Origin of the sequence: Secundilactobacillus hailunensis (assembly GCF_005405185.1) — a bacterium.
In the GTDB taxonomy this organism is placed as follows: Bacteria; Bacillota; Bacilli; order Lactobacillales; family Lactobacillaceae; genus Secundilactobacillus; species Secundilactobacillus hailunensis.
On record NZ_BJDO01000006.1, the window covers coordinates 1 to 21,645 of the forward strand.

The 21,645-nt window shown below is 44.2% G+C and carries 18 protein-coding genes and 1 other annotated feature; of the genes, 8 read left to right on the forward strand and 10 right to left on the reverse strand.

Features of this window, described 5'->3' with window-relative positions; all coding sequences use genetic code 11:
- Nucleotides 1-119 precede the first annotated feature (119 nt).
- The 4 genes from FFM73_RS02725 to FFM73_RS02740 all read right to left on the reverse strand — a co-directional run bounded on the left by FFM73_RS02725 (nucleotide 120) and on the right by FFM73_RS02740 (nucleotide 5,008).
- The gene (locus FFM73_RS02725; protein ID WP_137630255.1) at nucleotides 120-1,223 is read right to left on the reverse strand and encodes a helix-turn-helix domain-containing protein; all 1,104 of its coding nucleotides are present in this window, start codon (nucleotides 1,221-1,223) and stop codon (nucleotides 120-122) included.
- Nucleotides 1,224-1,407: 184 nt separating this feature from the next.
- Nucleotides 1,408-2,913 carry a glycerol kinase GlpK gene (gene glpK / locus FFM73_RS02730; RefSeq protein ID WP_137630256.1) on the reverse strand — a complete coding sequence of 502 codons (1,506 nt, stop codon included), beginning with the start codon at nucleotides 2,911-2,913 and terminating at the stop codon, nucleotides 1,408-1,410.
- A gap of 404 nt (nucleotides 2,914-3,317) precedes the next feature.
- Entirely contained in the window at nucleotides 3,318-4,331 is a 1,014-nt protein-coding gene (locus FFM73_RS02735) for an amidohydrolase family protein (protein WP_171001175.1), read from the reverse strand.
- A 104-nt stretch (nucleotides 4,332-4,435) separates the two neighbouring features.
- The gene (locus FFM73_RS02740; protein WP_137630258.1) at nucleotides 4,436-5,008 is read right to left on the reverse strand and encodes a TetR/AcrR family transcriptional regulator; all 573 of its coding nucleotides are present in this window, start codon (nucleotides 5,006-5,008) and stop codon (nucleotides 4,436-4,438) included.
- 139 nt (nucleotides 5,009-5,147) lie between these two features.
- On the opposite strand from FFM73_RS02740, the gene arsC reads away from it, so the two are divergent.
- Nucleotides 5,148-5,558 carry an arsenate reductase (thioredoxin) gene (gene arsC / locus FFM73_RS02745; protein WP_137630259.1) on the forward strand — a complete coding sequence of 137 codons (411 nt, stop codon included), beginning with the start codon at nucleotides 5,148-5,150 and terminating at the stop codon, nucleotides 5,556-5,558.
- Between the two features lie 454 nt (nucleotides 5,559-6,012).
- Here arsC and asnA read toward each other — a convergent pair whose 3' ends face one another.
- The gene (gene asnA / locus FFM73_RS02750; protein WP_137630260.1) at nucleotides 6,013-7,023 is read right to left on the reverse strand and encodes an aspartate--ammonia ligase; all 1,011 of its coding nucleotides are present in this window, start codon (nucleotides 7,021-7,023) and stop codon (nucleotides 6,013-6,015) included.
- Nucleotides 7,024-7,079: 56 nt separating this feature from the next.
- Nucleotides 7,080-7,323: a binding site (T-box leader), on the reverse strand.
- 178 nt (nucleotides 7,324-7,501) lie between these two features.
- On the opposite strand from asnA, the gene FFM73_RS02755 reads away from it, so the two are divergent.
- The 4 genes from FFM73_RS02755 (at nucleotide 7,502) to FFM73_RS02770 (ending at nucleotide 11,108) form a co-directional block, all read left to right on the forward strand.
- Nucleotides 7,502-7,915 (forward strand): MerR family transcriptional regulator, encoded by a 414-nt coding sequence (locus tag FFM73_RS02755; protein WP_137630261.1) that lies wholly within the window; start codon nucleotides 7,502-7,504, stop codon nucleotides 7,913-7,915.
- A gap of 129 nt (nucleotides 7,916-8,044) precedes the next feature.
- A complete protein-coding gene (locus FFM73_RS02760) occupies nucleotides 8,045-8,875 on the forward strand; it encodes an SDR family NAD(P)-dependent oxidoreductase (protein ID WP_137630262.1) in 831 nt (276 codons plus the stop codon).
- Between the two features lie 224 nt (nucleotides 8,876-9,099).
- Nucleotides 9,100-9,951 carry a DUF3737 family protein gene (locus FFM73_RS02765; RefSeq protein ID WP_171001176.1) on the forward strand — a complete coding sequence of 284 codons (852 nt, stop codon included), beginning with the start codon at nucleotides 9,100-9,102 and terminating at the stop codon, nucleotides 9,949-9,951.
- A complete protein-coding gene (locus tag FFM73_RS02770) occupies nucleotides 9,948-11,108 on the forward strand; it encodes a MalY/PatB family protein (protein WP_137630264.1) in 1,161 nt (386 codons plus the stop codon). Before FFM73_RS02765 ends, FFM73_RS02770 begins: the two co-directional genes overlap by 4 nt.
- An 82-nt stretch (nucleotides 11,109-11,190) precedes the next feature.
- On the opposite strand, the gene FFM73_RS02775 is transcribed toward FFM73_RS02770, so the two are convergent.
- A complete protein-coding gene (locus tag FFM73_RS02775) occupies nucleotides 11,191-11,586 on the reverse strand; it encodes an iron-sulfur cluster biosynthesis family protein (RefSeq protein WP_137630265.1) in 396 nt (131 codons plus the stop codon).
- Nucleotides 11,587-11,672: 86 nt separating this feature from the next.
- Complete coding sequence (locus FFM73_RS02780) at nucleotides 11,673-12,500, reverse strand: undecaprenyl-diphosphate phosphatase (RefSeq protein WP_137630266.1); 828 nt, start codon at nucleotides 12,498-12,500, stop codon at nucleotides 11,673-11,675.
- A 299-nt stretch (nucleotides 12,501-12,799) separates the two neighbouring features.
- Between FFM73_RS02780 and FFM73_RS02785 the strand changes: the two genes are divergently transcribed.
- A complete protein-coding gene (locus FFM73_RS02785) occupies nucleotides 12,800-13,345 on the forward strand; it encodes a TetR/AcrR family transcriptional regulator (protein WP_137630267.1) in 546 nt (181 codons plus the stop codon).
- Nucleotides 13,346-13,510: 165 nt separating this feature from the next.
- Here FFM73_RS02785 and FFM73_RS02790 read toward each other — a convergent pair whose 3' ends face one another.
- From FFM73_RS02790 to FFM73_RS02800, 3 genes are all read right to left on the reverse strand, one after another.
- Nucleotides 13,511-14,095: an isochorismatase family protein gene (locus FFM73_RS02790; RefSeq protein ID WP_137630268.1), complete on the reverse strand. Its 585-nt coding sequence runs from the start codon at nucleotides 14,093-14,095 to the stop codon at nucleotides 13,511-13,513.
- Nucleotides 14,096-14,131: 36 nt separating this feature from the next.
- Nucleotides 14,132-15,622 carry a ribosomal protection-like ABC-F family protein gene (gene abc-f, locus FFM73_RS02795; RefSeq protein WP_137630269.1) on the reverse strand — a complete coding sequence of 497 codons (1,491 nt, stop codon included), beginning with the start codon at nucleotides 15,620-15,622 and terminating at the stop codon, nucleotides 14,132-14,134.
- 503 nt (nucleotides 15,623-16,125) lie between these two features.
- The gene (locus tag FFM73_RS02800; protein WP_137630270.1) at nucleotides 16,126-18,651 is read right to left on the reverse strand and encodes an AAA family ATPase; all 2,526 of its coding nucleotides are present in this window, start codon (nucleotides 18,649-18,651) and stop codon (nucleotides 16,126-16,128) included.
- 805 nt (nucleotides 18,652-19,456) lie between these two features.
- Here FFM73_RS02800 and ahpC point away from each other — a divergent pair.
- The gene (gene ahpC, locus FFM73_RS02805; RefSeq protein ID WP_054656329.1) at nucleotides 19,457-20,020 is read left to right on the forward strand and encodes an alkyl hydroperoxide reductase subunit C; all 564 of its coding nucleotides are present in this window, start codon (nucleotides 19,457-19,459) and stop codon (nucleotides 20,018-20,020) included.
- Nucleotide 20,021: 1 nt separating this feature from the next.
- Complete coding sequence (ahpF, locus tag FFM73_RS02810; protein WP_137630271.1) at nucleotides 20,022-21,575, forward strand: alkyl hydroperoxide reductase subunit F; 1,554 nt, start codon at nucleotides 20,022-20,024, stop codon at nucleotides 21,573-21,575.
- Nucleotides 21,576-21,645: the final 70 nt, after the last annotated feature.

A 21,645-nucleotide genomic window follows, 5' to 3' on the forward strand; every position in this document is an offset into this window, starting at 1 on the left:
AAGTATAACGCCTGGGAGACTAGGTGTCCTTTTTTTGCAAAAAAACAGGCCTAAGTTTCTCAGTGTTGAACTTAATCAACACTAAAAAGCTTAGACCCGTTTTTTATTGGCTTCTCTAGTTATAGACGATTTAGATCCGTATAGATCCACTGAATCTCTGCAATACTGTCAACTTCAACTTGGTTGGCTGACTCAGTTGGCTGATTGCCATCAACGGTGAATAACCAACCCCGGTTTTCGGTTGAATCGGTTAGACCATCGATACTATTGACATACAAAAAGTCGTTGGCCGTTTGGTAAAAGAAATCAATCTTCTTATCTTTAAAATAGCGTTTGGAAACATCAAATACGGTATCCTCTTCGTTCCAGCTAACCACGTGGGGAATCGTAAAAATCTTAGTGGTGGCTGCGTGACGCCGTCGGAATAATGAGGGCGTGGTACCAGCCATTTTTTTGAATGTCTTGGTAAAGTAACTGGTTTGAGAAAAACCAACGTCGGTCGCAATGATATTAACTGGTCGCGTTGACAGCGCCAAAAGTTCCTTAGCTTTGGCGATTTTAAGATGGTTGATATAGTCGATAAACGTAATGTTGAGGTACTTTTTAAATAGTCGGCTAAGGTACGATGGGGATAAGTAAACGCGGTTAGAGACCTCGTTTAATGACAAGGGCTTGGTAATGTTTTTGACTACGTAGTCATTGGCCTTTTTTAAACTGGTAAATGACTCAGTATAATCGTTTTCCAGATGCTCTGCTACTGGATTGGAGTTGGTTTCATCAAAGTTATGGTATTGCGGTGAGATTTTTAATAGGATACTGAGGTAATTAATATGGTTGAATTCCTGAGTGTTCAGCGAGTTAAGAACGCTTGTATGAACGCCGTGTTCAGATTCATTATCAAAGACCTCTTCGAAAATATTGGTAATGTAATCCTTAGATAATTTGATCCGCTGCTGTGAGATCTTGGCGGAATTACACAGGATGAAACCAGAAAATTTATAGTCTAAGATTACGGGGAAAATGGTGTAATTGATAAATTCGTGGATGTCCAATTGCAATTGAATCTGTTGTTCATCTGTATAGACGTGATCGTGGTGCACTAATACCCCCGAAAGACTGTAGTATAGGGCATCAATCTGAGTAATATCTGAAAACGACTGTAAGTAACTGCCTAGACTTTTATATTGAGAAAGTGAAGGCTTATCCAAAAGAATCTCTTTCATTGTTTACCCCCCGTAATCTGCTTAATAAATCGCTTACATACTTAACTATAGCAGAAAAATGCACTAATAGATTGCAAAAAAATGTTATTGCAAAATTTTGCTAGTATTATTTTACAAATAATAGCATTATTTTGTAATTTAAGACGATTTGTTATATAAATCACAAGTGAAAGTAGTACTTGGTCTAATCTATATCATTTGTGTATTCTCTAACGGCTCGAATCGCACGTTGCCAGCCCCGATAAAGAATGTGTCTGCGCGGCTGCGTCATTTTAGGAATAAATAGTTTACCCTGTCCTGAATGACGTTTGATCTCATCAAGATCTTCCCAAAAGCCAACTGCTAAGCCTGTTAGGAAGCCAACACCCCGTAAATCAGCGTCAGAAGTATTTTGACGATAGATATCAATACCGGAGATATCAGATTGAAATTGAATCAAGTAATTATTGGTTGAAACACCACCGTTAACGTAGAGACTGCGCACATCAAGTTTAGTATCATTTTTCATACTGTAAATGATATCGGTAGTCTGATACGCGATTGATTCCAGCGTTGCCCGAATATAATCGTACTTGGTGGTTTTTTGAGTGATGCCAAATGACGCGCCATTAGCATTAGGATCCCAGTACGGTGCGCTGAGACCGGTAAAAGCTGGGACGACGTAGAGTTGTCCGTTATCAGTTGACTGATCGGCCATTGTGGCAGCGTCTTCGATGTTGTCAATCATTTCAAGGCCGTTTTTCAGCCACTCCATGGCAGCACCGGCAACAAAGATACTGCCTTCAAGCGCATAGGTCACCTTACCATCGATGCCATAAGCGATGGTCGACAGCAAATTACGATCAGATAGCTTAATGTCAGAGCCGGTGTTCATGATAATGAAGGCACCGGTACCGTACGTGCTAACCACGTCACCGGGATTAGTACAGAAGCGGCCAAAGAGGGCGGCCTGCTGATCACCGGCAATACCGGCAATTGGAACTTTGACATTAAAAAACGTCTTTTCATCGGTGTAACCATAAACCTCCGAGTTGGATTTTACCTCAGGCAATAGCTTTCTAGGGACGTTAAGTAGGGTCAAAATATCTTGGTCCCATTTCAGCGTTTCAATGTTAAATAACATGGTTCGGCTGGCGTTGGTGTAGTCCGTAACGTGGGTATGACCGTTCGTTAATTTCCAAATGATCCAAGTATCCAAGGTGCCAAATAAAAGATCACCTTGCTCGGCTTGCCGCTGAGCCCCCTCAACGTTTGATAAGAGCCAATTAATTTTGGTGGCCGAGAAATAAGAATCAATAAAGAGACCGGTTTTTTCGTGGATCATATTGGAATAACCGCTGCTGATCAGTTTCTTAGCGATATTTTCAGTCTGCCGCGATTCCCAAACCAGTGCACGATGAATTGGTTTACCGGTATGCCGGTTCCAAATGATGGTCGTTTCACGTTGATTTGAAATACCGATGCCTGCAATATTGACGGGCTTGATCTTGCCCATAATTAAGATATTAGTGATGCAAGATAGCAGGTTGCGCCAGATTTCCTCAGGATCTTCCTCGGACCAGCCGGGATGAGGAGAAAAGTGCGTAATTGGCTTTTGTTCTGTGGAGACGCTGTTACAGTTGTGATCCAGCAAAGTTGCTGAAACATTCGACGTACCAACATCTAGCGACAGGATATAACGATCAGTCATCGTTAAGGCTCCTTCCAGGATGTTCACTCGTTATTTAGGTATAAAAGCGGTGTTTTAATGAAAATAATCTATAAATAAGGATACCATAATGCCAAAGTGTTTTAATGAGCAATGTACATAAACCTGTTAAAAAAAGACTAAAATAACACCATAAAGCAAGATAGTATTGAAGCTTATTTAGATATTAGTAAATAATGTTTGTAAAGTACTAATTTAACAGCACTATTTTGCTATCAAATAAATACTAACGCATTTTTTTGCTTTGGAAATGCTTCTTTACATTCTTTTATAAAAATATCAGTCCGTTAGTGTGAGAATTGAACAGATATAAATCAAAAAAGCCGAACTGCACATCAATGTAGTTCGGTCTTTGTATTATTGTTTGAAAAAATTAAACGGCGCGATTACTTTAAATGAAGCATTTTAGCAGCATTCCCATAAGCAATCTTTTCTTGATCTTCCTTGCTTAAATTGGAGTCCGTCAAGAACTTAACAGAACCTTCGGGATGGTTGTATGGGTAATCCAGTGAGTACATCAGGTGATCTGCACCCATTTCAGTCATAGCTAGCTGTAATTGTGCGGGGAAGAACATGCCACTTGGCGTGATGTAGAAGTTATCCCGGTAAGTTTCACTGATACTGCGGTCGAGATTGACGGACAGGCCCATCGTTTGGTCCATCCGTTCGAGGAAGTTTGGCACCATTTCGCCCCAGTGACCGGTGATGATTTTTAACTTTGGATGACGGTCAAAAACGCCAGCTAAGATCAGCCGGACCATTTGGACGCCCAGATCTTCGTGCCAGCCCCAGCCAGCGCGAGAAAACATGATGCCGGTTAACTCTGACCAACCTTGGCCTTCATAATAGTGTTCGGTGATTTCTTGGGGAATGAAAGCTGGGTGGAAATACAGGGGAACATCCAGTTCTTCTGCCTTAGCAAAAATTGGGTCATACATTGGATCATCAAAGAATTTATCATCATAGTAACCGTGAATCATGGCACCTTGGAGACCCTTTTCTTTAACGGCACGTTCCAATTCAGTGGCAGCCGCTGCAGGATCACCAACGGGCAAAGTAGCCCAGACACCGAAACGGTCAGGGTTAGTGGCAATAGCAGTCGCTAAATCATCGTTAGCCATCTTGCATAAATCAACGGCTACTTTAGGATCTAAGTTCTGCGGTGAATCATCACCATAGCCCATAATTTGCATTTGAATATCGTTGTTTTCCATGAATTGCAGCCGATTTTCACCAGCGCTGGTCAGATCAGTATTGCCTTTTGGTGCATTTGCCAGATACTGTTCGATACTATGATCGTCCGGATTCTTATGGGGATTAACAGGTGCTGGCATGTAAGGCTTCGCTGCATCGTTGACCCGTTGTGATTCCCAGTGTTCTTCTAGCGTAATAAACTTCATTTGAATTACCTCCCGCATTTATTGGTTCCCATTGTAGACGGTCAATTAAAAAAACAACACCCCAGTTTGTTGTCAAAATAGGGTAGTTTGTCACTAATATAGATTTATTTCTCATGGAAAATGGTTTCTGGAGCTGGAATGAGGGCTTGATAGAGGTTAATGAATTCATCGCGACTAAGCTCAGAGTGGATAATCATTAACTGGGCAAAATTGATCAGCATTCGGGCATATAATTCGATAGCAAAGATTGCTTCCGGTGTATTCGTTGATCGAATGACATTGACGCGGCGCATGTCACGAATAAGATATTCAGTCACTGGTTGTTCTGTATGGCTCCAAAAAATCATGGCAAATGAAGTTCGGTTTTGGTCGATCAGATCTACCATTAGTCGTGGCGCATAACGCGTTGAATCATGGATCTGGTCCGTTTGTTTTAGAAAGTCGTTAGCGACCCAGGCGATGTTTAATTCGATCACTTCGCCAATAGCGGTGTAGTGGCGATAAAAGGTTTGCCGTGCAATACCAGCCAACTGGCAAAGGGTGCTCACTCGGATATTATCAAAATCTTGTTTCTCTTTAAAAACACTGCGGAGCGCAGCAAATAGTTTTGCCTGGGTTTCGCGCAGTCGTTTATCCGGTTGATGGTAGTAGGCAGCTTGCAGTTTTACCTGACTCATAGGATCACCTCGTTGGTGGATTAAAAGAATATTATTTCCTATATTATAACGTAATAATAGTTTGCAAGAAGCGTTTCTGGTTCTGCAGCAGCATTACCTGTATAATTTGAGATAAGACAAACGAACGGATGTGAGCTTAATGAAGCGCGTATATTTTCTGTGTACCGGCAATTCCTGTCGCAGTCAAATGGCTGAGGGTTTAGCTCGAACGCTGCTTAGCCCTGAATGGGAAGTGCGCAGTGCGGGTGTTGAACGGCACGGTCTAAACCCGGTGGCAGTTCAAGTAATGGCGGAGGTCGGTATTGATATTTCACAGCAATATTCGAAGCTAATTGATCCAGACTATTTAGCTAACTGTGATGTTGTCGTGACCCTGTGCGGTGATGCGCGGGATAGATGCCCAGTAACGCCACCACAGGTTCGCAGAGTCCACTGGCCACTGCCGGACCCGGCACAAGCTGTGGGTGATGAGGAGACTAAACTTCGGGTGTTTCGTGAGGTGAGAGACGAGATTCAAGCACGGATTGAGGAAAGCAAATGGTTGAAATGATTGATGATTATTTGCGACAGCAACCAACAAGTTTGGTAGTAATAATGGACTAATGTAAATGTAGTGGAGCGAAACTGGCCAACCGTGGTGCGAGTAGTTGTTGGCAAGCGTCCTTTGCTTGCCTATAACTACGGGAGACGGAGGAGATTCGCCACAAGCGAAGCGCAGGGGCTAGCTCCGGAGCGACCCCTACGACGAGTGGCCGGTTTCGCGCAACGGAGTGGGTGAGAGCACATGGCTCACACAAATGTAAAAACGGACCCTCAAAGTTGATTTCAACTCTGGGGGTCCGCTTTTTATGGCAAATCAGTTTTTGATTCTTTTCGTTTATATAGCTTAATCGGGTTCCAGCAGGCAGAGACTTGCACCTAAGTCACTTTTAGCATAAATCCAAAACCGGGATTTTTGCTAAAAGCGTCTTAGGCTCCAGTCTCTAACCGCCTGCTTCCACACCTTACAGCAGGTGAATCCCCGCTGCTTCACACTTATCGATCATATCTTGAGGCCAGAGTGAGGATTGCACTTCACCAACGTGGACCTTGCCTAATAACAGCATGCACAGCCGTGATTGACCAATGCCACCACCAATGGTGTAAGGGACTTCTTCGTTGAGGACCATTTGGTGATATGGTAATTTCAAACGGTCTTCAGCACCAGCAATCTTGAGTTGCTTCTTCATGGATTCAGCATCGACCCGGATACCCATGCTGGAGATTTCAATCTTTTGGTTGAGTGGTTCGTACCAGAAGATGATATCGCCGTTTAATTTCCAGTCGTCATAGTCAGGGGCCCGGCCGTCATGACGCTTGCCGCTCCGTTTTAAAGCACCGCCAATTTGCATGATGAAGACGCAGCCAAGTTCTTTAGCAATCAAATCTTCACGTTCCATTGGTGTCTTGTCTGGCCAGCGGTCTTCAAGTTCCTGGGTGGTGACAAAGTGAATTTCATCTGGTAAATGATAAACGGATTGTGGGAACTTGTACCAGACTTCGTGTTCCATGTGCTTGATGACTTTGAAAATCTGGCGAACAGTGGCCTTTAACGTATCAACAGTCCGTTCATCTTTGGTAATGATCTTCTCCCAGTCCCATTGGTCGACGTAAGCGGAGTGGAAGTTATCCAATGTTTCGTCTTTACGGATGGCGTTCATGTTGGTGTAGAGGCCTTCATGAAGTTTGAAACCGTAACGCTTCAAAGCAACTCGCTTCCATTTTGCCAGTGAGTGGACAATTTCGATTGGTTCGTCGCCCATGTCTTTCATGGTAAATGAAACGGGTTTTTCAACACCGTTCAAGTTATCGTTTAAACCAGTTTTCTTTTCGACAAACATGGGGGTTGAGACCCGTGACAAGTTTAATTGCTTACGGAATTCATCCTGAAAAGTTTCCCGAATATATCGAATAGCCGTTTGTGTTTCGCGAACCGTCAACTTTGGTTCATAAGATTTTGGAATAATTAAATGCATGATACCGCTCCTCTAGATTAGATTTGGGATAAAAAAAGAAGTCTTCTATCCCATAATCAAGGGACGAAAGACTTCATTTCGCGGTACCACCCAAGTTGCCTATCCGTAGATAAGCCACCTCACACGTACAAACATACGCTCCGATGGTAACGTTTCGGTGACGGCGAAGCTTACTTCAAACTGGTTCAGCCCGCAACTGAGAAAGTGTTATTCAGAAAAGCCGAACACTGATTGGGTTCACACCATTTCCCAACTCACTGACAGGCTGACTTAACTTACTTGTCTTTCCTACGTTTTTTAATCTCTAATCAGTATCTTATCATCTTTTCATAATTTGTAAACTAAATTTTGAAATTTTTTTGAAGTTTTCGATATCATAACCGTTAACATTAGTAGTAGAAAATTAACTTGTAGAATCTCAATTAAAAGTTTAAGATTAGCATTCAGATCAATCTGTGAACGAAAAGGGGCGGTTAAGATGATCAGAGAAACCAAGACGGAACTGTTAGTAAAAGACGCCGCTAAATTATTGAATATTACCGCGTACACGGTGCGCTATTACACTGATCAAGGGCTAGTGCCTTCAGTGAAACGTAACGCTCAAAATCAGCGAGTATTTGATGAAGAAGCGGTTAACTGGTTAAGAATGGATCTTTGTTTTCGGAATACTGGCATGTCGATCAAGCATTTGAAAGAGTACGTCAGCATATGTCTAGAAGGCGAAAGTACGATCACTGAGCGTTACCAGATCGTTTTAACACAGCAGCAAGATGCTAAGCGCCAATTAGAAGACGCTCAGCAACGAATGAAATTTTTAAATCAAAAAGTGCAGATGTATCAAGAAGATTTAGCAAGTCATGACAGTGATCGGTTGAATCCGGAAACGTGGTAGGCGACTGATCAGCATATGCAGGGCTGATTGTAGTGACTAATCATAGTTGCTGATAATGATTGTATTTCTTAAAATAAAGCTTTAAAGTAAGAATTAAAAGCGGTTTCAATTTGAAGGGAAGCGTTAGAGATGTCAAAACGAGTCATTTTTATTACAGGTGCCTCAAGCGGTATGGGTTTTGCAGCAACAAAATTATTTGCTAGACATGGCTGGGAAGTTTATGCCGGTGCTCGGCGGGTTGAAAAAATTCCAACGGGTTCAGGAATTCACCCAATGCGGTTGGATGTGACGGATGCTGATTCTCGCGAACAGTTTGTTGAAGATGCCCTGGCGGATGGCCTGCGGGTAGATGTATTGCTCAATAACGCCGGGTACGGGGAATTTGGACCACTGGAAGAAGTTGGTGTTGATAAGGTTCATAAGCAATTAGATACTAATCTAGTCGGTGCTTCTGAACTAACCAAATTAGTTTTACCGCAGATGCGGCAGCAGGGTACCGGTCGGATCATCAATAATTCTTCAATCGGTGGCGATATCTATTCACCACTGGGCGGCTGGTACTATGTCACAAAGCGTGGCTTGAACGTTTGGTCAGATGTACTGGATACCGAAATTCGCCAGTTTGGCTTGCGCTCAGTGATTATTGAACCTGGTGGTACTGAATCGGCTTGGACGGATATTGCAATCGATAATGCGCTTCATAATTTAACGCCTAATTCACCTTATACGGCATTAGTAGAAGGTACCCGAAAATTACTTAATGGGATGCTCACTAATTCCGAAGCGACGTCCGAAGATCTGGCAAAGGTCTTCTATCGAGCAGCTACGGATCGGCATCCGAAGCGGCGCTATTACTTCTCATTGACTGACAGAATGGTGTCGCGGTTTGCCCGAAATCATCCCGGTATCTTTCACGAAGGAATGAGTTTGATTGTGCGCCGGCTGACGCGAAATAAATAGGTTTAAGCGTGTGCCAATGACTGTTTTAAGTCATCGGTACACTTTTTACTTATAAATAATGGGTCAGTTGATGAAAACGAAACTTTTTCTTGGGTTCGAGTGGACTTTAAGTTGTATGCTTAATTCATAACGATTTTAAAGTTTATACGATAATAGTTATTAGACATCAAAGTGGTTTAAAACTAAACTATAACTATACGACAAGAATTTGGAAGGACACTATTGTGAAAGAAATCAACCAGCAAGTCTTTGAAGGCGAACGAGCGCTATTTAAAGCCCACGACCTCAACATTAAAAACAGTACGTTTCAAAACGGCGAATCACCGCTAAAGCACAGTAAAAATTTGAACATTGAACATAATATTTTCAAGTGGAAATATCCGCTATGGTATGCCGATAACATTAACGTGACCCAAAGTACTATCAAGTTAGAAGCTCATGCCGGTATTTGGTATACCAAGAACCTGACAATGGATAATGTGATGGTGGAAGCCACCAAAACATTCCGTCATATGAGTCACTCTCAGTTGTCAAATATCACCATTAGTAATGCGGCTGAAACGCTGTGGTGGTGTAACGATATTAAGCTAGATCACATTACGGCCACCGGCGATTATTTTGGCAAAAACTGTGAGAACATCGTCGTTGACCATCTGAAATTAAGCGGTAACTATGCCTTTGACGGCAGCAAGAATATTGAAGTTCACAATTCTACTTTTGAGACTCACGATGCCTTTTGGAATTGCGATAATGTTACCGTGTATGATTCAACGTTGGTTGGCGAATACCTCGCCTGGAACACCGAGCACATCCGGTTTGTAAACTGCTGGATTGAAAGTGACCAGGGACTGTGTTATGTGGATGATTTAACCTTGGAGAACTGTTCGCTAGTGAATACCGATTTGGCGTTTGAATATTGCACGGCTATCAACGCTGATGTGACTACCACGATCGATAGTGTGAAGAACCCGATTAGTGGTGTGATCAACGTACCTGCAATCGGTGAAGTTATCCAAGATGATCCAGACATCGATAAGTCAGCGATTAAAATTAACGTAGGGGGACAACCGGCATGACAGATTTTTCAGAATTAATTGATCGGCGGCACACCAATTCCGTGAAGTGGGACGTTAAAGATAACGAACTGCCAATGTGGGTGGCCGATATGGATTTCCGGACCTTACCTGCGATCACAGCTGCGATTCAAGAACGGGCTAAAAGTGGTATCTTCGGCTATGAAGAAGTGCCACAGAAATATTTTGATGCTGTCCAAGGTTGGTATGCCAGTGAACATAACTGGCGGCCGGATACTGATTGGATGATTTTTTCAACCGGCGTGGTGCCCACGATTTCATCGTCAGTGAGACGACTGACCAACGTTGGTGACAATGTGTTAATTCAAGCCCCCGTGTACAATATTTTCTACAATTCCATTTTGAATAACGGACGTCACGTCCTTTCTAGTGACCTCGTTTTGGATGATCAAGAAACTTATCATATTGACTGGGATGATCTGGAAGCCAAAATGGCCGAACCGCTGACGACTTTGATGATCCTATGCAATCCGCATAATCCGGTTGGGATGATCTGGTCTGCAGAAACCCTAGCACGGATCGGTGAACTAGCTGCTAAGCATCATGTGGTGGTCTTATCAGATGAAATTCACGGTGATATTACGGCACCGGATAAGGGGTATACACCATTTGCGTCAGTAAATAAAACCAATGAACAAAATAGTGTGACTGCGGTGTCGCCCAGCAAGACCTTTAATGTGGCAGCCTTGCACGCCGCTACGGTGATTGTTCCCAACGCAGTGTTACACGCAATTGTGGAGCGCGGCCTTAATACGGATGAACTGGCGGAACCCAATTCGTTTGCGATTCCCGCATCGATTGCGGCCTATACGCAGGGGCATCAGTGGGTTCATGACATGCGTGCTTATATTGAGAGCAATAAACAGACCGTTGCCAAATTTGTGGCTGAAAATGTGCCGGGCGTGAAGACTGTTGCCGGCAATGCCACTTATCTGGTCTGGCTGGATACCAGGGAGATTGATATGGCTTCTGATAAACTCGAACAGTTTATTCGGCAGGAGACTGGACTGTACTTATCAGAAGGTACGGTGTATGGTGGAGATGGTCAAGAGTTCTTAAGAATGAACGTTGCCTGTCCTAAAGAACGGCTGATGGATGGTTTAAATCGTCTAAAGCAAGGTATCTTAGCAGTTAAATAGATTCGGCTAATAAAAGCCCATAGAACAAGCATGCTGATGCTTGCTCTATGGGCTTTTGGTGTTTATTTAGTTAAAATTCAAGTTAGCAATTACCACTATTCGCAAAAATACCTTGCTTGAAGGCCGCTAAAATTTCTTTACCATCAGCAATTTGGACGTTGTTATCCAGTAATTGACCGTTGTTAGTGAGGTTCAGCATGGCCTTTTGATAATCTAACTTCAACCCCTGACCTAAGAAGTAGATATCGTAATCAGAGGTGTAAAGTGACAGATCAGCATTATTTTTGAGTGTAACGTGATATTCAGCATCCGGTTGATCTAGAACTACAATGGTGAACTTAGTGCCGATACTGCAGGCACCGCCTTGAAGTGAATACTTACCACCGGCATCATCAGTGATCAATAACAGTGTTTTGGATAGCAGTTGTTTTTGTTTTAACAGGTCAACAGCAGCTGGTGTAATTGTAATTTCATTCATCGGGAACACTTCCTTTTAGCTAGCAGTGTACGCTGATGGGGGAATAAAATCAATTGTGCACGGCCAAGTCTTGCAGCAATAAACGATTAGTTAACCAGTCCAAAATAAGCAACTACGATGATGCCCAAAATAATTCGGTACCATCCAAATACTTTAAAGTCGTTTTGTTTGATATAATTAAGGAGGAGCTTAATTGACAGATAGGCCACAATAAAAGAGACCAGTACGCCAGTTAGCAGCACCGCTGACTGCATACTGGAAAAGGTGTTACCATGCATGAAATATTTGATGATTTTTAGAGCTGAGGCGCCAAACATGGTTGGAATGGCCAAAAAGAATGAAAATTCCGTGGCTACATATCTCGACGTGCCAATTAGAATCGCACCGAGGATCGTTGCGCCAGACCGAGAAGTACCGGGAATCAGCGACAGGATTTGGAAAATACCAATTAAAAGAGCGGTCTTCATGGGTAAATGGGATAGCTCTGAATACCGCGGTAGTCGATGCCGGTTAAAGTTTTCGATGAGGATAAATAATACGCCGTAAGTAATCAGTGTCACCGAAATTACCGGCCAATTCGTTAAGTGGGCATCCATCCAGTCGTTCAGTGGCAGCCCAATAATCACGGATGGGAGTACCGCAACGATTACTTTAGCCCATAATACCCAAACTTGATGACGTTCAAAGATGGTCTTGCTGCGAGATAAAGGGTTCAATTTATTGAAATAAATGACAACAACTGCCATAATAGCCCCGAGTTGTATGACGACCATAAACATATTGATAAACGCGGTGGGTTCCTTGAGTTTGACAAATTCATTGGCTAAATAAAGGTGACCAGTGGAGCTAATTGGTAAAAATTCCGTGACACCTTCGATGATTCCTAAAATGATGGCTCGAATAATCTCAATCACGATGACAGATTTCCTCCGTTGTAACTTTCTGTTTTTACTAAGTTTACGGGGTTGCTGTAAAGCCCATATTTGAAATAAGTAAAGTTTGTGTAAACGTTACAAAAACCTGTGTTATCCACGTTTATATTTTTTGAATAAAAGATACATAAATTATTTGTTGTTCATACTGATTGCAGATAATGATGAGTGTACCAATATAATGGTGATTTTGGAGACGTTAACGTTTACAGCTGTACATAGCTTGTTATAAAATTTAACTAACAAAGTTTGAGGATAAAATTACCCAAGGGGGTCAAATGATGGTCTCATATGCACGCTTGCGAACTCGTAATCAAATAACGATGGCAATGCTGACCTTATTAAAAACTCACCGGATTGAAAACATCGAAGTTACTCAAATCTGTGAAGCAGCATTTATAAAGCGCAGTACCTTTTACCGTTATTTTCACGACAAAATTGACCTGACTGAGGCCGTTCTTGATAAGATTTTAGAAGAGTGGCAAAACGATGGTCAGACAGAACATACTGCTGCTGAAATTGCTGACTTTTTCATGAATAACTATGATGTGTTATCTCATTTGATGGTCAATCCGAATAACCACCACTATGCTGAAAATCAGCGACTTTTACAAAATTGGCTGATGACTCAGATTACGCAGGTCGATAAGTCTGCGCCGCCGCTTGTTGATAAGATTAGAAAGTCTCACGATCCCATGCTGATCAGTTCATTTTTGCTTCAAGGCACTTTTGGTGTCTTGTCGCAGATTGACCTAACTAACCAGAGTGATCGTTTGAGAATGAAAGCCTTTCTAATTGAAGTTGTTGATAAAATTACGCAGTCTTAGCTTTAGTGATGAAAATAAGGATCTTATAGTAGAAAACGCGATTACTCCGGGTATTAGAGTAATCGCGTTTTTTGTGTTGCACTTGGAACTGATAGCAGTAAGCGTTAAGGGCACATCGGTACAGTGATCCAGTTTACCGGTACATATCGTAGTTTGGCGTTTAAATTAAGCCGGTAGATTTGCTAGTAACGTTTCACTATCAGTCACCCAGCCAACCCGTGGGAAAATTTTCGAGAAGAAGAATTGGTGACTTTCCGGATCACGGTCAGCACAGGCGTCCGATACTATGATCAGCCGATAATGTTGCTGATAGGCGTCCAACGCAGTCGCGTAGACCCCGTTTGAACTGGAGACACCAGTAAGAATGATGGTGTCGATGCCGCGGCGTCGGAGCTGTAAGTCTAAATCGGTACCAAAGAAAGCGCCAGGATTTTGTTTGTTAATAATCAACACGTTCTTCGCAAATGGATCGTGGGCGATCGGCATCATTAATTGAGCAGTATTCGGTGTGGTTGAGCCGTTTTGATCATTTTCTTTAAAAGGAAACAGGGTTTGAACTGAGTGGACATTGACCGTAACTTGAACGATGAGCGCAGCGGTGTTTTCCAACCGGTCAGCTAACTGATTGTTCACTTTGAGAACCTGATCGGGTGTACTGGGACCAATGGTTTTGGCTGCAAGAATATTATTTTGTAGATCGATTGCGACAAAGGCGGTGTGCGCAAGATCAATTTGTGGTAAATCTGACATTTTAAGACCTGACTTTCTGTGTACTTATACTGCTAATTATAACGCAACTACTTTAGTACTGATGGCATCGATAAAATTGCGGTCGTGCTCCGTGACCAGCATGGTGGGCTGAACGTTTTGAATAACGGTGACTAATTGATCCTGATTGAAGACGTCCAGGTAGTTCAGCGGTTCATCCCAGAGGTAAAGACCGGTGGGGGTGGCTAAACTAGCTGCCAGTTCCACCTTTTTTTGCTGACCGGCAGAGAGCTGTTGAATCGGTGTTTTAAAGGCTGAACGCGGCATCCCTAATTTTTTGAGGTTACTTAAAAGATCCTGGTAGCTTAACTGGCGTTTTTCGGCAAATTTAGTTAGGGTGCCGACGTTATCGGGATAGTGCTGGCGCACAATGCTGCGAGCAGCCGTTTGTGCCAGTTGGATTTCACCGGTGATGGTACCTTTGAAGTGCCCCAAGATGGCGGCAATCAAGGAGCTTTTGCCGCTACCATTAGGACCAATCAAAGCGACGCGGTCACCTCGATTTAATTCAAAACTGACTGGTTTAGCGAAAAGTGGCGAACCGTCGTAGCTTAACTGGACGTTGTGAACCCGTAATAATGTTGCGTGGTGATCTGGTTGGTAGTTCATTTTCAGCGGGTCGATAAATTCGACGTTTTGTAGCAGGGCTTCCTTATCCGTAATAGCTTTATCCATCCGGTGCTCCAGGTTCTTAGCCTTTTGCATAACGCGAGCGGAGCGAGCACCGATAAAACCAGTATCGTAGACGGAACCGCTGCCTTTTTTATGCGGATTACCGTATTTGTCGCCTTCGCGATTTTGACTCCACTGCCGTTTGTTGGCAGCCGTTTCTTTTAGGCGACCGATATCGTGACGTAACTTGGATTGTTCTGCATATTCAGTTTGATCCTTCAATTTTTTAGTCTGTTCATAAGCCGAATAGTTACCTTGGGTCAAGACCAGTTGCTGTTTTTCGATGGTTAACGTGTGATCAGTAGCCACGTCTAAAAAGTGCCGGTCATGTGAAATGACGATGAAACCTTGCTGCTTTTGGTGCAGGTAGGCAGCGATTTGATCCCGCCCAGCAATGTCCAAATGATTAGTGGGCTCATCTAGCAATGGAAAGCCAGTGTCGCTGGCAAAAGTAGCTGCCAGCAAAACTTTGGTCTGCTCACCACCGGATAGACTGTCAAAGGCGCGGTAGAGAATACCGTCATCAGTGTGCATCAGGCTCAGTTCGCGCTGGACTTCCCACAGTTCAGCAGTGGTAGCCTTTTCCGCGATGACCCAAGTATCCTGAGTGGGGCCTTTAACGGGTTGGGGAAAATACAGCGGTTCTAGTGGCATGGAAATGCGGCCCGAACCGCTGAGCACGCCGCGGATCAGATTCAGCAGGGTGGTTTTGCCGCGGCCGTTACGACCGGTCAGGCCTAATTTCCAACTGCTGTCAAAAGTTAAATTTTGTTTGGTAAATAAGTTTGTTTGTCCTGGATAGGCAAAGGATAGATTGGTGATTTGAATGGTCGACATAAGTGGGTACCTCCAATTTCTGGACGGGCATCGCGGCAATTTAGACATCAAAAAAGCACCTGAGAACGATTCTCCAGGTGCTTACTCGCATAATCATATGCGTTTAGGCTCGCTAGAGAAGGTCTAGGTCAATGCCAGAACTGCGCAGTATTCCCCTGTAACAGGAATCACGGTGCTAGGTTCTAACGGTTGACTTAGATCTTCAATGGGCGATACCTCCTCTTGTTTTGTATAGCATTAAAATAACATGGTTTTTATGAAGATGTCAAATGAGAGTTGTAAAGTGCGCTGCACTCCGGGCGCTTTGGGGCTGGAACGTGGTGGCTCGCTCCGGAGCTAAGTTAAGGCTATTCGCCTTAACTGGATCTCCTCCGTCTCGCGTGAAACTAAGAAGTAGCCAGTGCTTCGCACCGCCAACTTCCAAGTTTCACTTTCACCACTTAGTCCCAGCGCCCTCCGTTTCGCTCACAAAACATCAATTATTATAAATTGTAAATAATGAATTACTTACTGCTAGGCTCACCAAATTTCTCCCAGTGTTTTGCCAAATACTTCACCGTCAAACTACTTTGTTGTTTGACTAAGTCTAATGGCTTGCCAGCTGCCACGATTTTACCGCCGGCAGAACCACCACGCGGACCCATGTCGATGAGGTAATCGGCATTGAGCGTCAAATCAACATCGTGCGTAATAATAAGGATTGTAGCACCATTGATCCGTAGTCGGTCGATGATCTGCAGCAAGGTTTGAACGTCTAGCGGATGCAGGCCGATTGAGGGTTCATCGAAAACGAAGAGCGTACCAGCCTCTTTTTTAGTCAAGTGACTGACTAGTTTTAGTCGTTGGGCTTCGCCACCAGACAGAGCTGGCGTACTTTCGCCCAGATGCAGATAAGCCAGACCGACTTCTTTAAGCTGTTTTAACTGATGTTCAATTTTTGGCACATCTTTGAAAACCGGAATAGCGTCTTCAACCGATAAGTTTAAGAGGTCAACGATTGAATAGCCGTGCCACTTGATCTGCTGAATTGCATCCTTATAGCGGGCACCGTGGCATACCGGGCAGACTTCTTCCATGTCAGGCAGGTACTGAATATCAAGTGTGATATTGCCGAGGCCACCACAATTAGGGCAAGCCCCCTGTTTGTTATTGTAGGAGAAGTAGGCGATGCCATAACCCTTCGCCTTGGACTCCGGTAAATTAGCGAACATGTGGCGTAAAGCATTCATGATGCTGGTGTAAGTGGCCAAGGTTGAGCGGGCATTTTTACCCACTGGGCTGGCATCCACGCTAACCACGTCTTGCAAGTCAGTAGTGAGTTCCGTCACGTGTTTGGGTAATTTTTGCTGCTGCTTACGGGCTTGGATGGCCGGTACCAGCGAATCGATGATCAGGCTGGTTTTACCGGCACCAGAGAAGCCAGTGATGGCCGTGACCTGATTATCTGGGAAGACAGTCTCCACGTTATGCAGGTTGAAATGGTCACTGATTTTGAGATGGGTCATTTTGCCAGTCGGCTTTTTAGCAGTGTGCTTTTGCTGCAGAATATCCGCGTGACCTGAAATAAATGGCCCAATCAATGATTGAGAGTTGTTCACTAAATCTTTAGGCGCGCCTTGTGCAATGATCTGACCGCCTTCGTCACCAGAACCGGGGCCGATTTCAATCACCCAGTCAGCAGCAGAGATAATGCCCACTTCATGATCCACGACCACCAGTGAATTGCCTTGTGCAATTAATTGGCGAAACACGTTGATCAGACCACGGATGTTATCCGGGTGCAGGCCAATCGAGGGCTCGTCCAAGACGTACAGTACACCGGTGGTTTCAGTTCGGAGAGTCCGGGCGAGCTGAATCCGTTGCAGTTCACCGGTTGATAAGGTGTTGCCACTGCGAGAAAGGCTGAGATAGTCTAGACCTAATTCCAGTAATGGCCGTAAGTTATCATCTAATTCGGTGAACAGAATTTTTGCCAGTGATGCCATGTCATCGGGAAGTGCCTGCTTGGTATCCGCCTCCCATTTTGCCAGATCATTGAGCTGCATATCGGCCACTTCGGCAATGTTTTTACCGCCGACTAACTGCTTTAAGCGCACTGGATTTAGCCGCGAGCCGTGGCAAGTCGGGCAGGTTGAAAAATGGTAAAACTGGTTGATGCGTGCAATCGACCGCTCACTGGTGTTGGACTTGATTGAGTCTTCAACAGCAGCATACGCGTTTTCGTACAGTGCGTTATCCATGTGGAAGACCCGGCCAGTCCCAGAACTGATGTTTACCGGATGAGTTGTTCTTTTTCCATGCAAGACGATATCGCGTTCATGGTCGGTGAGGTCTTTGTAAGGTACGTCGGTTCGAACGCCTAAAGTGGCGACGACTTTCGGCATAAAATTACGGCCGGGTAGATGCCAAGACGCGACCACGCCTTGATCAATGGTCAAGTTTTCGTCACCAATCAGTTTATCTTCATCGAGTTTGCGAACAACCCCTAAACCGTGGCAAGTGGGGCAGGCACCAGTGGAATTAAACGAGAAGTCTTCGGCACTGGTTGCCATGAACCGCACGCCACAAGTGGGACAGGTGATCATACCCATTTCATCACCATTAACATCCATTGTTTGAGCAATTTTAATGGTGGGCGGAATTCGATGACCATTGGGACAGACAATTGAGCCTAACCGTGAAAAGATCAAACGAATCACGTTAAAGGCTTCGGTGAGGGATCCCACTGTGGACCGCTCTGACGGAATATTCGGCCGTTGGCGCAGGGCCAAAGCAGATGGAATATGTTTAACGGACTGTACCTGAGACTTTTTATTTTGCGCAATTCGCCGGCGAGTATAGGTTGAGAGGGCATCTAAATACCGTCTGGAACCCTCCGCGTACAGAATTCCCATGGCCAGGGAACTTTTCCCTGATCCGGAGGGGCCAGAAATAGCGACAAACTTATTTAACGGAATATCAACATCGATATTTTTCAGGTTATTGACGTTACCGCCACGAACTTCAATATGATCAATTGGTTGAACCACATGAGCACCTGACTTTCTGTAATTTGAATAGTTCCATTTTAACGTAAATTTGGTGATGGTGAAAATACGTTTAATGCAGTAGTGTGGAACAGGGGGAGAAATTTGCTAAGGGTTCATTCCGTTGCGTGAAACCGGCCACTCGTCGTGGGGTCGCTCCGGAGCTAGCCCTGAGCAAGCTCAGAGCGGATTTCCTCCGTCTCCCGTAGTTATAAGCGAGCTGAAAAACACTCGCTAACAACTACTCGCACCACGATTGGCCAGTTTCACTTCACTTCATTCTAATTAATCCATCATTGTTACCAAACTGAATGGTTGCTGTCGCAAATGATTATAAATTCTGGGGATTTCAGTATCTTGTTCTATGTATTGATTTTGGTAATTCACAATATGACTATCATTTGCGCTTGCGCAACCAAACGGTAATTGTTGATAGAGTGAGTAATTTGAATGGAACGGAGCGGGGGCGGGCAAATCGTGGTGTCGATAGCAGTTGGCTACCGTTTTTGGGTAGCTTACTGCTATGCGAGACGGAGGAGATCCGCCCCAAGCGAAGCGCAGGTGCTAGCTCCGTAGCGAGCCACTGCGAGTTGCCCGCCCCCGCGAAGTGGAATGAACTCTACTCTAATCTTTTCGGTTCTGACACAGTGTCATGCATTGGAACGAATCCCAAAAGAGAACTACAATTAATATAAATGATACAAATTCAGTAAATTGAAGCTAATATAGAAAAATTCTAATTTACCCTTTAATTTAGAAAAATTACATTGTACAATGAACTTGTAGCAAATTCTAAGGAGGTTTTCACATGAGTTTAGTAGGAAAACAGATTGAGGAATTTAAGGCACAGGCATATCAAAAGGGCGAGTTTATTGACGTTACCGATGCAGATATTAAGGGACATTGGAGCGTCATTATGTTTTACCCGGCTGACTTTTCATTTGTCTGCCCAACTGAATTGGAAGATTTACAAGATCAATATCAAACCCTACAAAGTTTAGGCGTTGAAGTTTATTCCGTTTCTGAAGATACCCACTTTGTCCACAAGGCATGGCATGATGAATCAGATGCTGTTGGTAAACTTCAATACGCGATGATCGGTGATCCATCGCATCAACTGGCTAAGATGTTCGATGTCTTTGATGAAGATGCTGGCCTTGCTCAACGGGGAACGTTCATCTTGGATAAGGATGGCGTTGTTCAATCAATGGAAGTCAACGCTGATGGTATTGGCCGGAACGCTTCTGAATACATTGACCGCATTAAAGCTGGTCAATACGTTGCCTCTCACCCAGGTGAAGTATGTCCTGCTAAGTGGAAGGAAGGTTCCGAAACCTTAACTCCAGGCCTCGATCTTGTAGGTAAGATTTAAGATGTTAGATGATAAGTTAAAACAGCAGCTGAGTAGTTACTTACAGTTGCTTCAGCAACCAGTGGTCTTTACGTTAGACGCTGGTGATTCGGCAAATGGCACCAAGGTGCGCGACTTCTTAAATGAAGTAGTGGCCTTGTCACCGAAATTGTCGATTGCTGAAGGGCAACTGAAACGTCAGCCCAGCTTCACGGTGGACGCCAAGGGCGCGGCACCTTCTGGTATTACCTTTGCGGGAATCCCACTAGGTCACGAATTTGAGTCCTTCGTTTTGGCACTCTTACAGGTTTCCGGTCACGCACCGAAGATTTCAGCAAAAGTTCGTCAACAAATCGAGGCAATTGATCAGGACTTGCACTTTGAAACCTTTGCCAGTTTGAGCTGTCATAATTGTCCAGACGTAGTTCAAGCATTAGATATCATGAGTCTGTTAAATCCGCACATTACCCACACCATGATCGAAGGTGGCATGTTCCAAGACGAAGCGGAAGCCAACAATATTATGGCCGTACCAACCGTTTTCTTGAACGGAAAAGAATGGCATAATGGTCGCGCAACGCTGGAACAACTGGTTAATAAAGCTCACGGTAAAGCTGCCGTGGCAGCCGTTGACGATGATGTTTCCGATAAGACCTACGATGTTTTGATCATTGGTGGCGGCCCTGCCGCCGGTTCCGCTGCAGTGTACGCTGGTCGTAAAGGTCTATCCACTGCGGTAGTTGCTGATCATATGGGTGGTCAGCCCCTTGAAACCGTTGGTATTGAGAATCTGATCGGTACTGACTACATCGAGGGTGAACAGCTGATGCAAAACATTCAAGCGCAGATGACCAAGTACAATGTTACGTTGATCGATGGTCAAACGGTCACTGGGTTGACTGCAGGATCACCGGTTCAAGTTAGCTTAAAAGGCGATACAACGCTGAAGGGCCGGACGGTAATTATTGCGACTGGTGCGCACTGGCGTAACGTCAACGTGCCAGGAGAAGCTGAATTCCGTAACAAGGGTGTGGCTTACTGCCCACATTGCGACGGTCCGCTGTATAAGGGTAAAAACGTTGCCGTTATCGGTGGCGGGAACTCTGGTGTTGAAGCGGCAATTGATCTAGCTGGTATTGCCAAGCACGTTTCCGTACTGGAATTCGTTCCTAAAATTTCAGCCGATGCCGTTTTGGTCAGCAAAGCGCAATCGTTAGCTAACGTTGATTTAATTACTAACGCGCAAACGACTGCAATTACGGGCGATGGCCGAGTTACCGGCATGACGTATACTGATCGTGCTACCGGTGATTCTAAGTCATTAGCTGTCGACGGCGTTTTCGTTCAGATTGGGCTGGTACCAAATACCGACTGGTTAGCGGAATGCGTTGATATGAATAAACATGGTGAAATTGTAGTTGATGAAAAGGGTGCAACCAGCATGGCAAACGTCTTTGCTGCTGGTGACTGCACGAATTCGTCTTATAAACAGATCATCATTTCCATGGGATCTGGTGCCACTGCTGCCTTAGGCGCCTTTGATACCCTAGCACGACAGGTGACCGTTAACAATTGAGCGCATCATAATGAAATGACAAAAACGTGTTAGAAATCATTGCGAAATGATTCCTAACACGTTTTTTTAT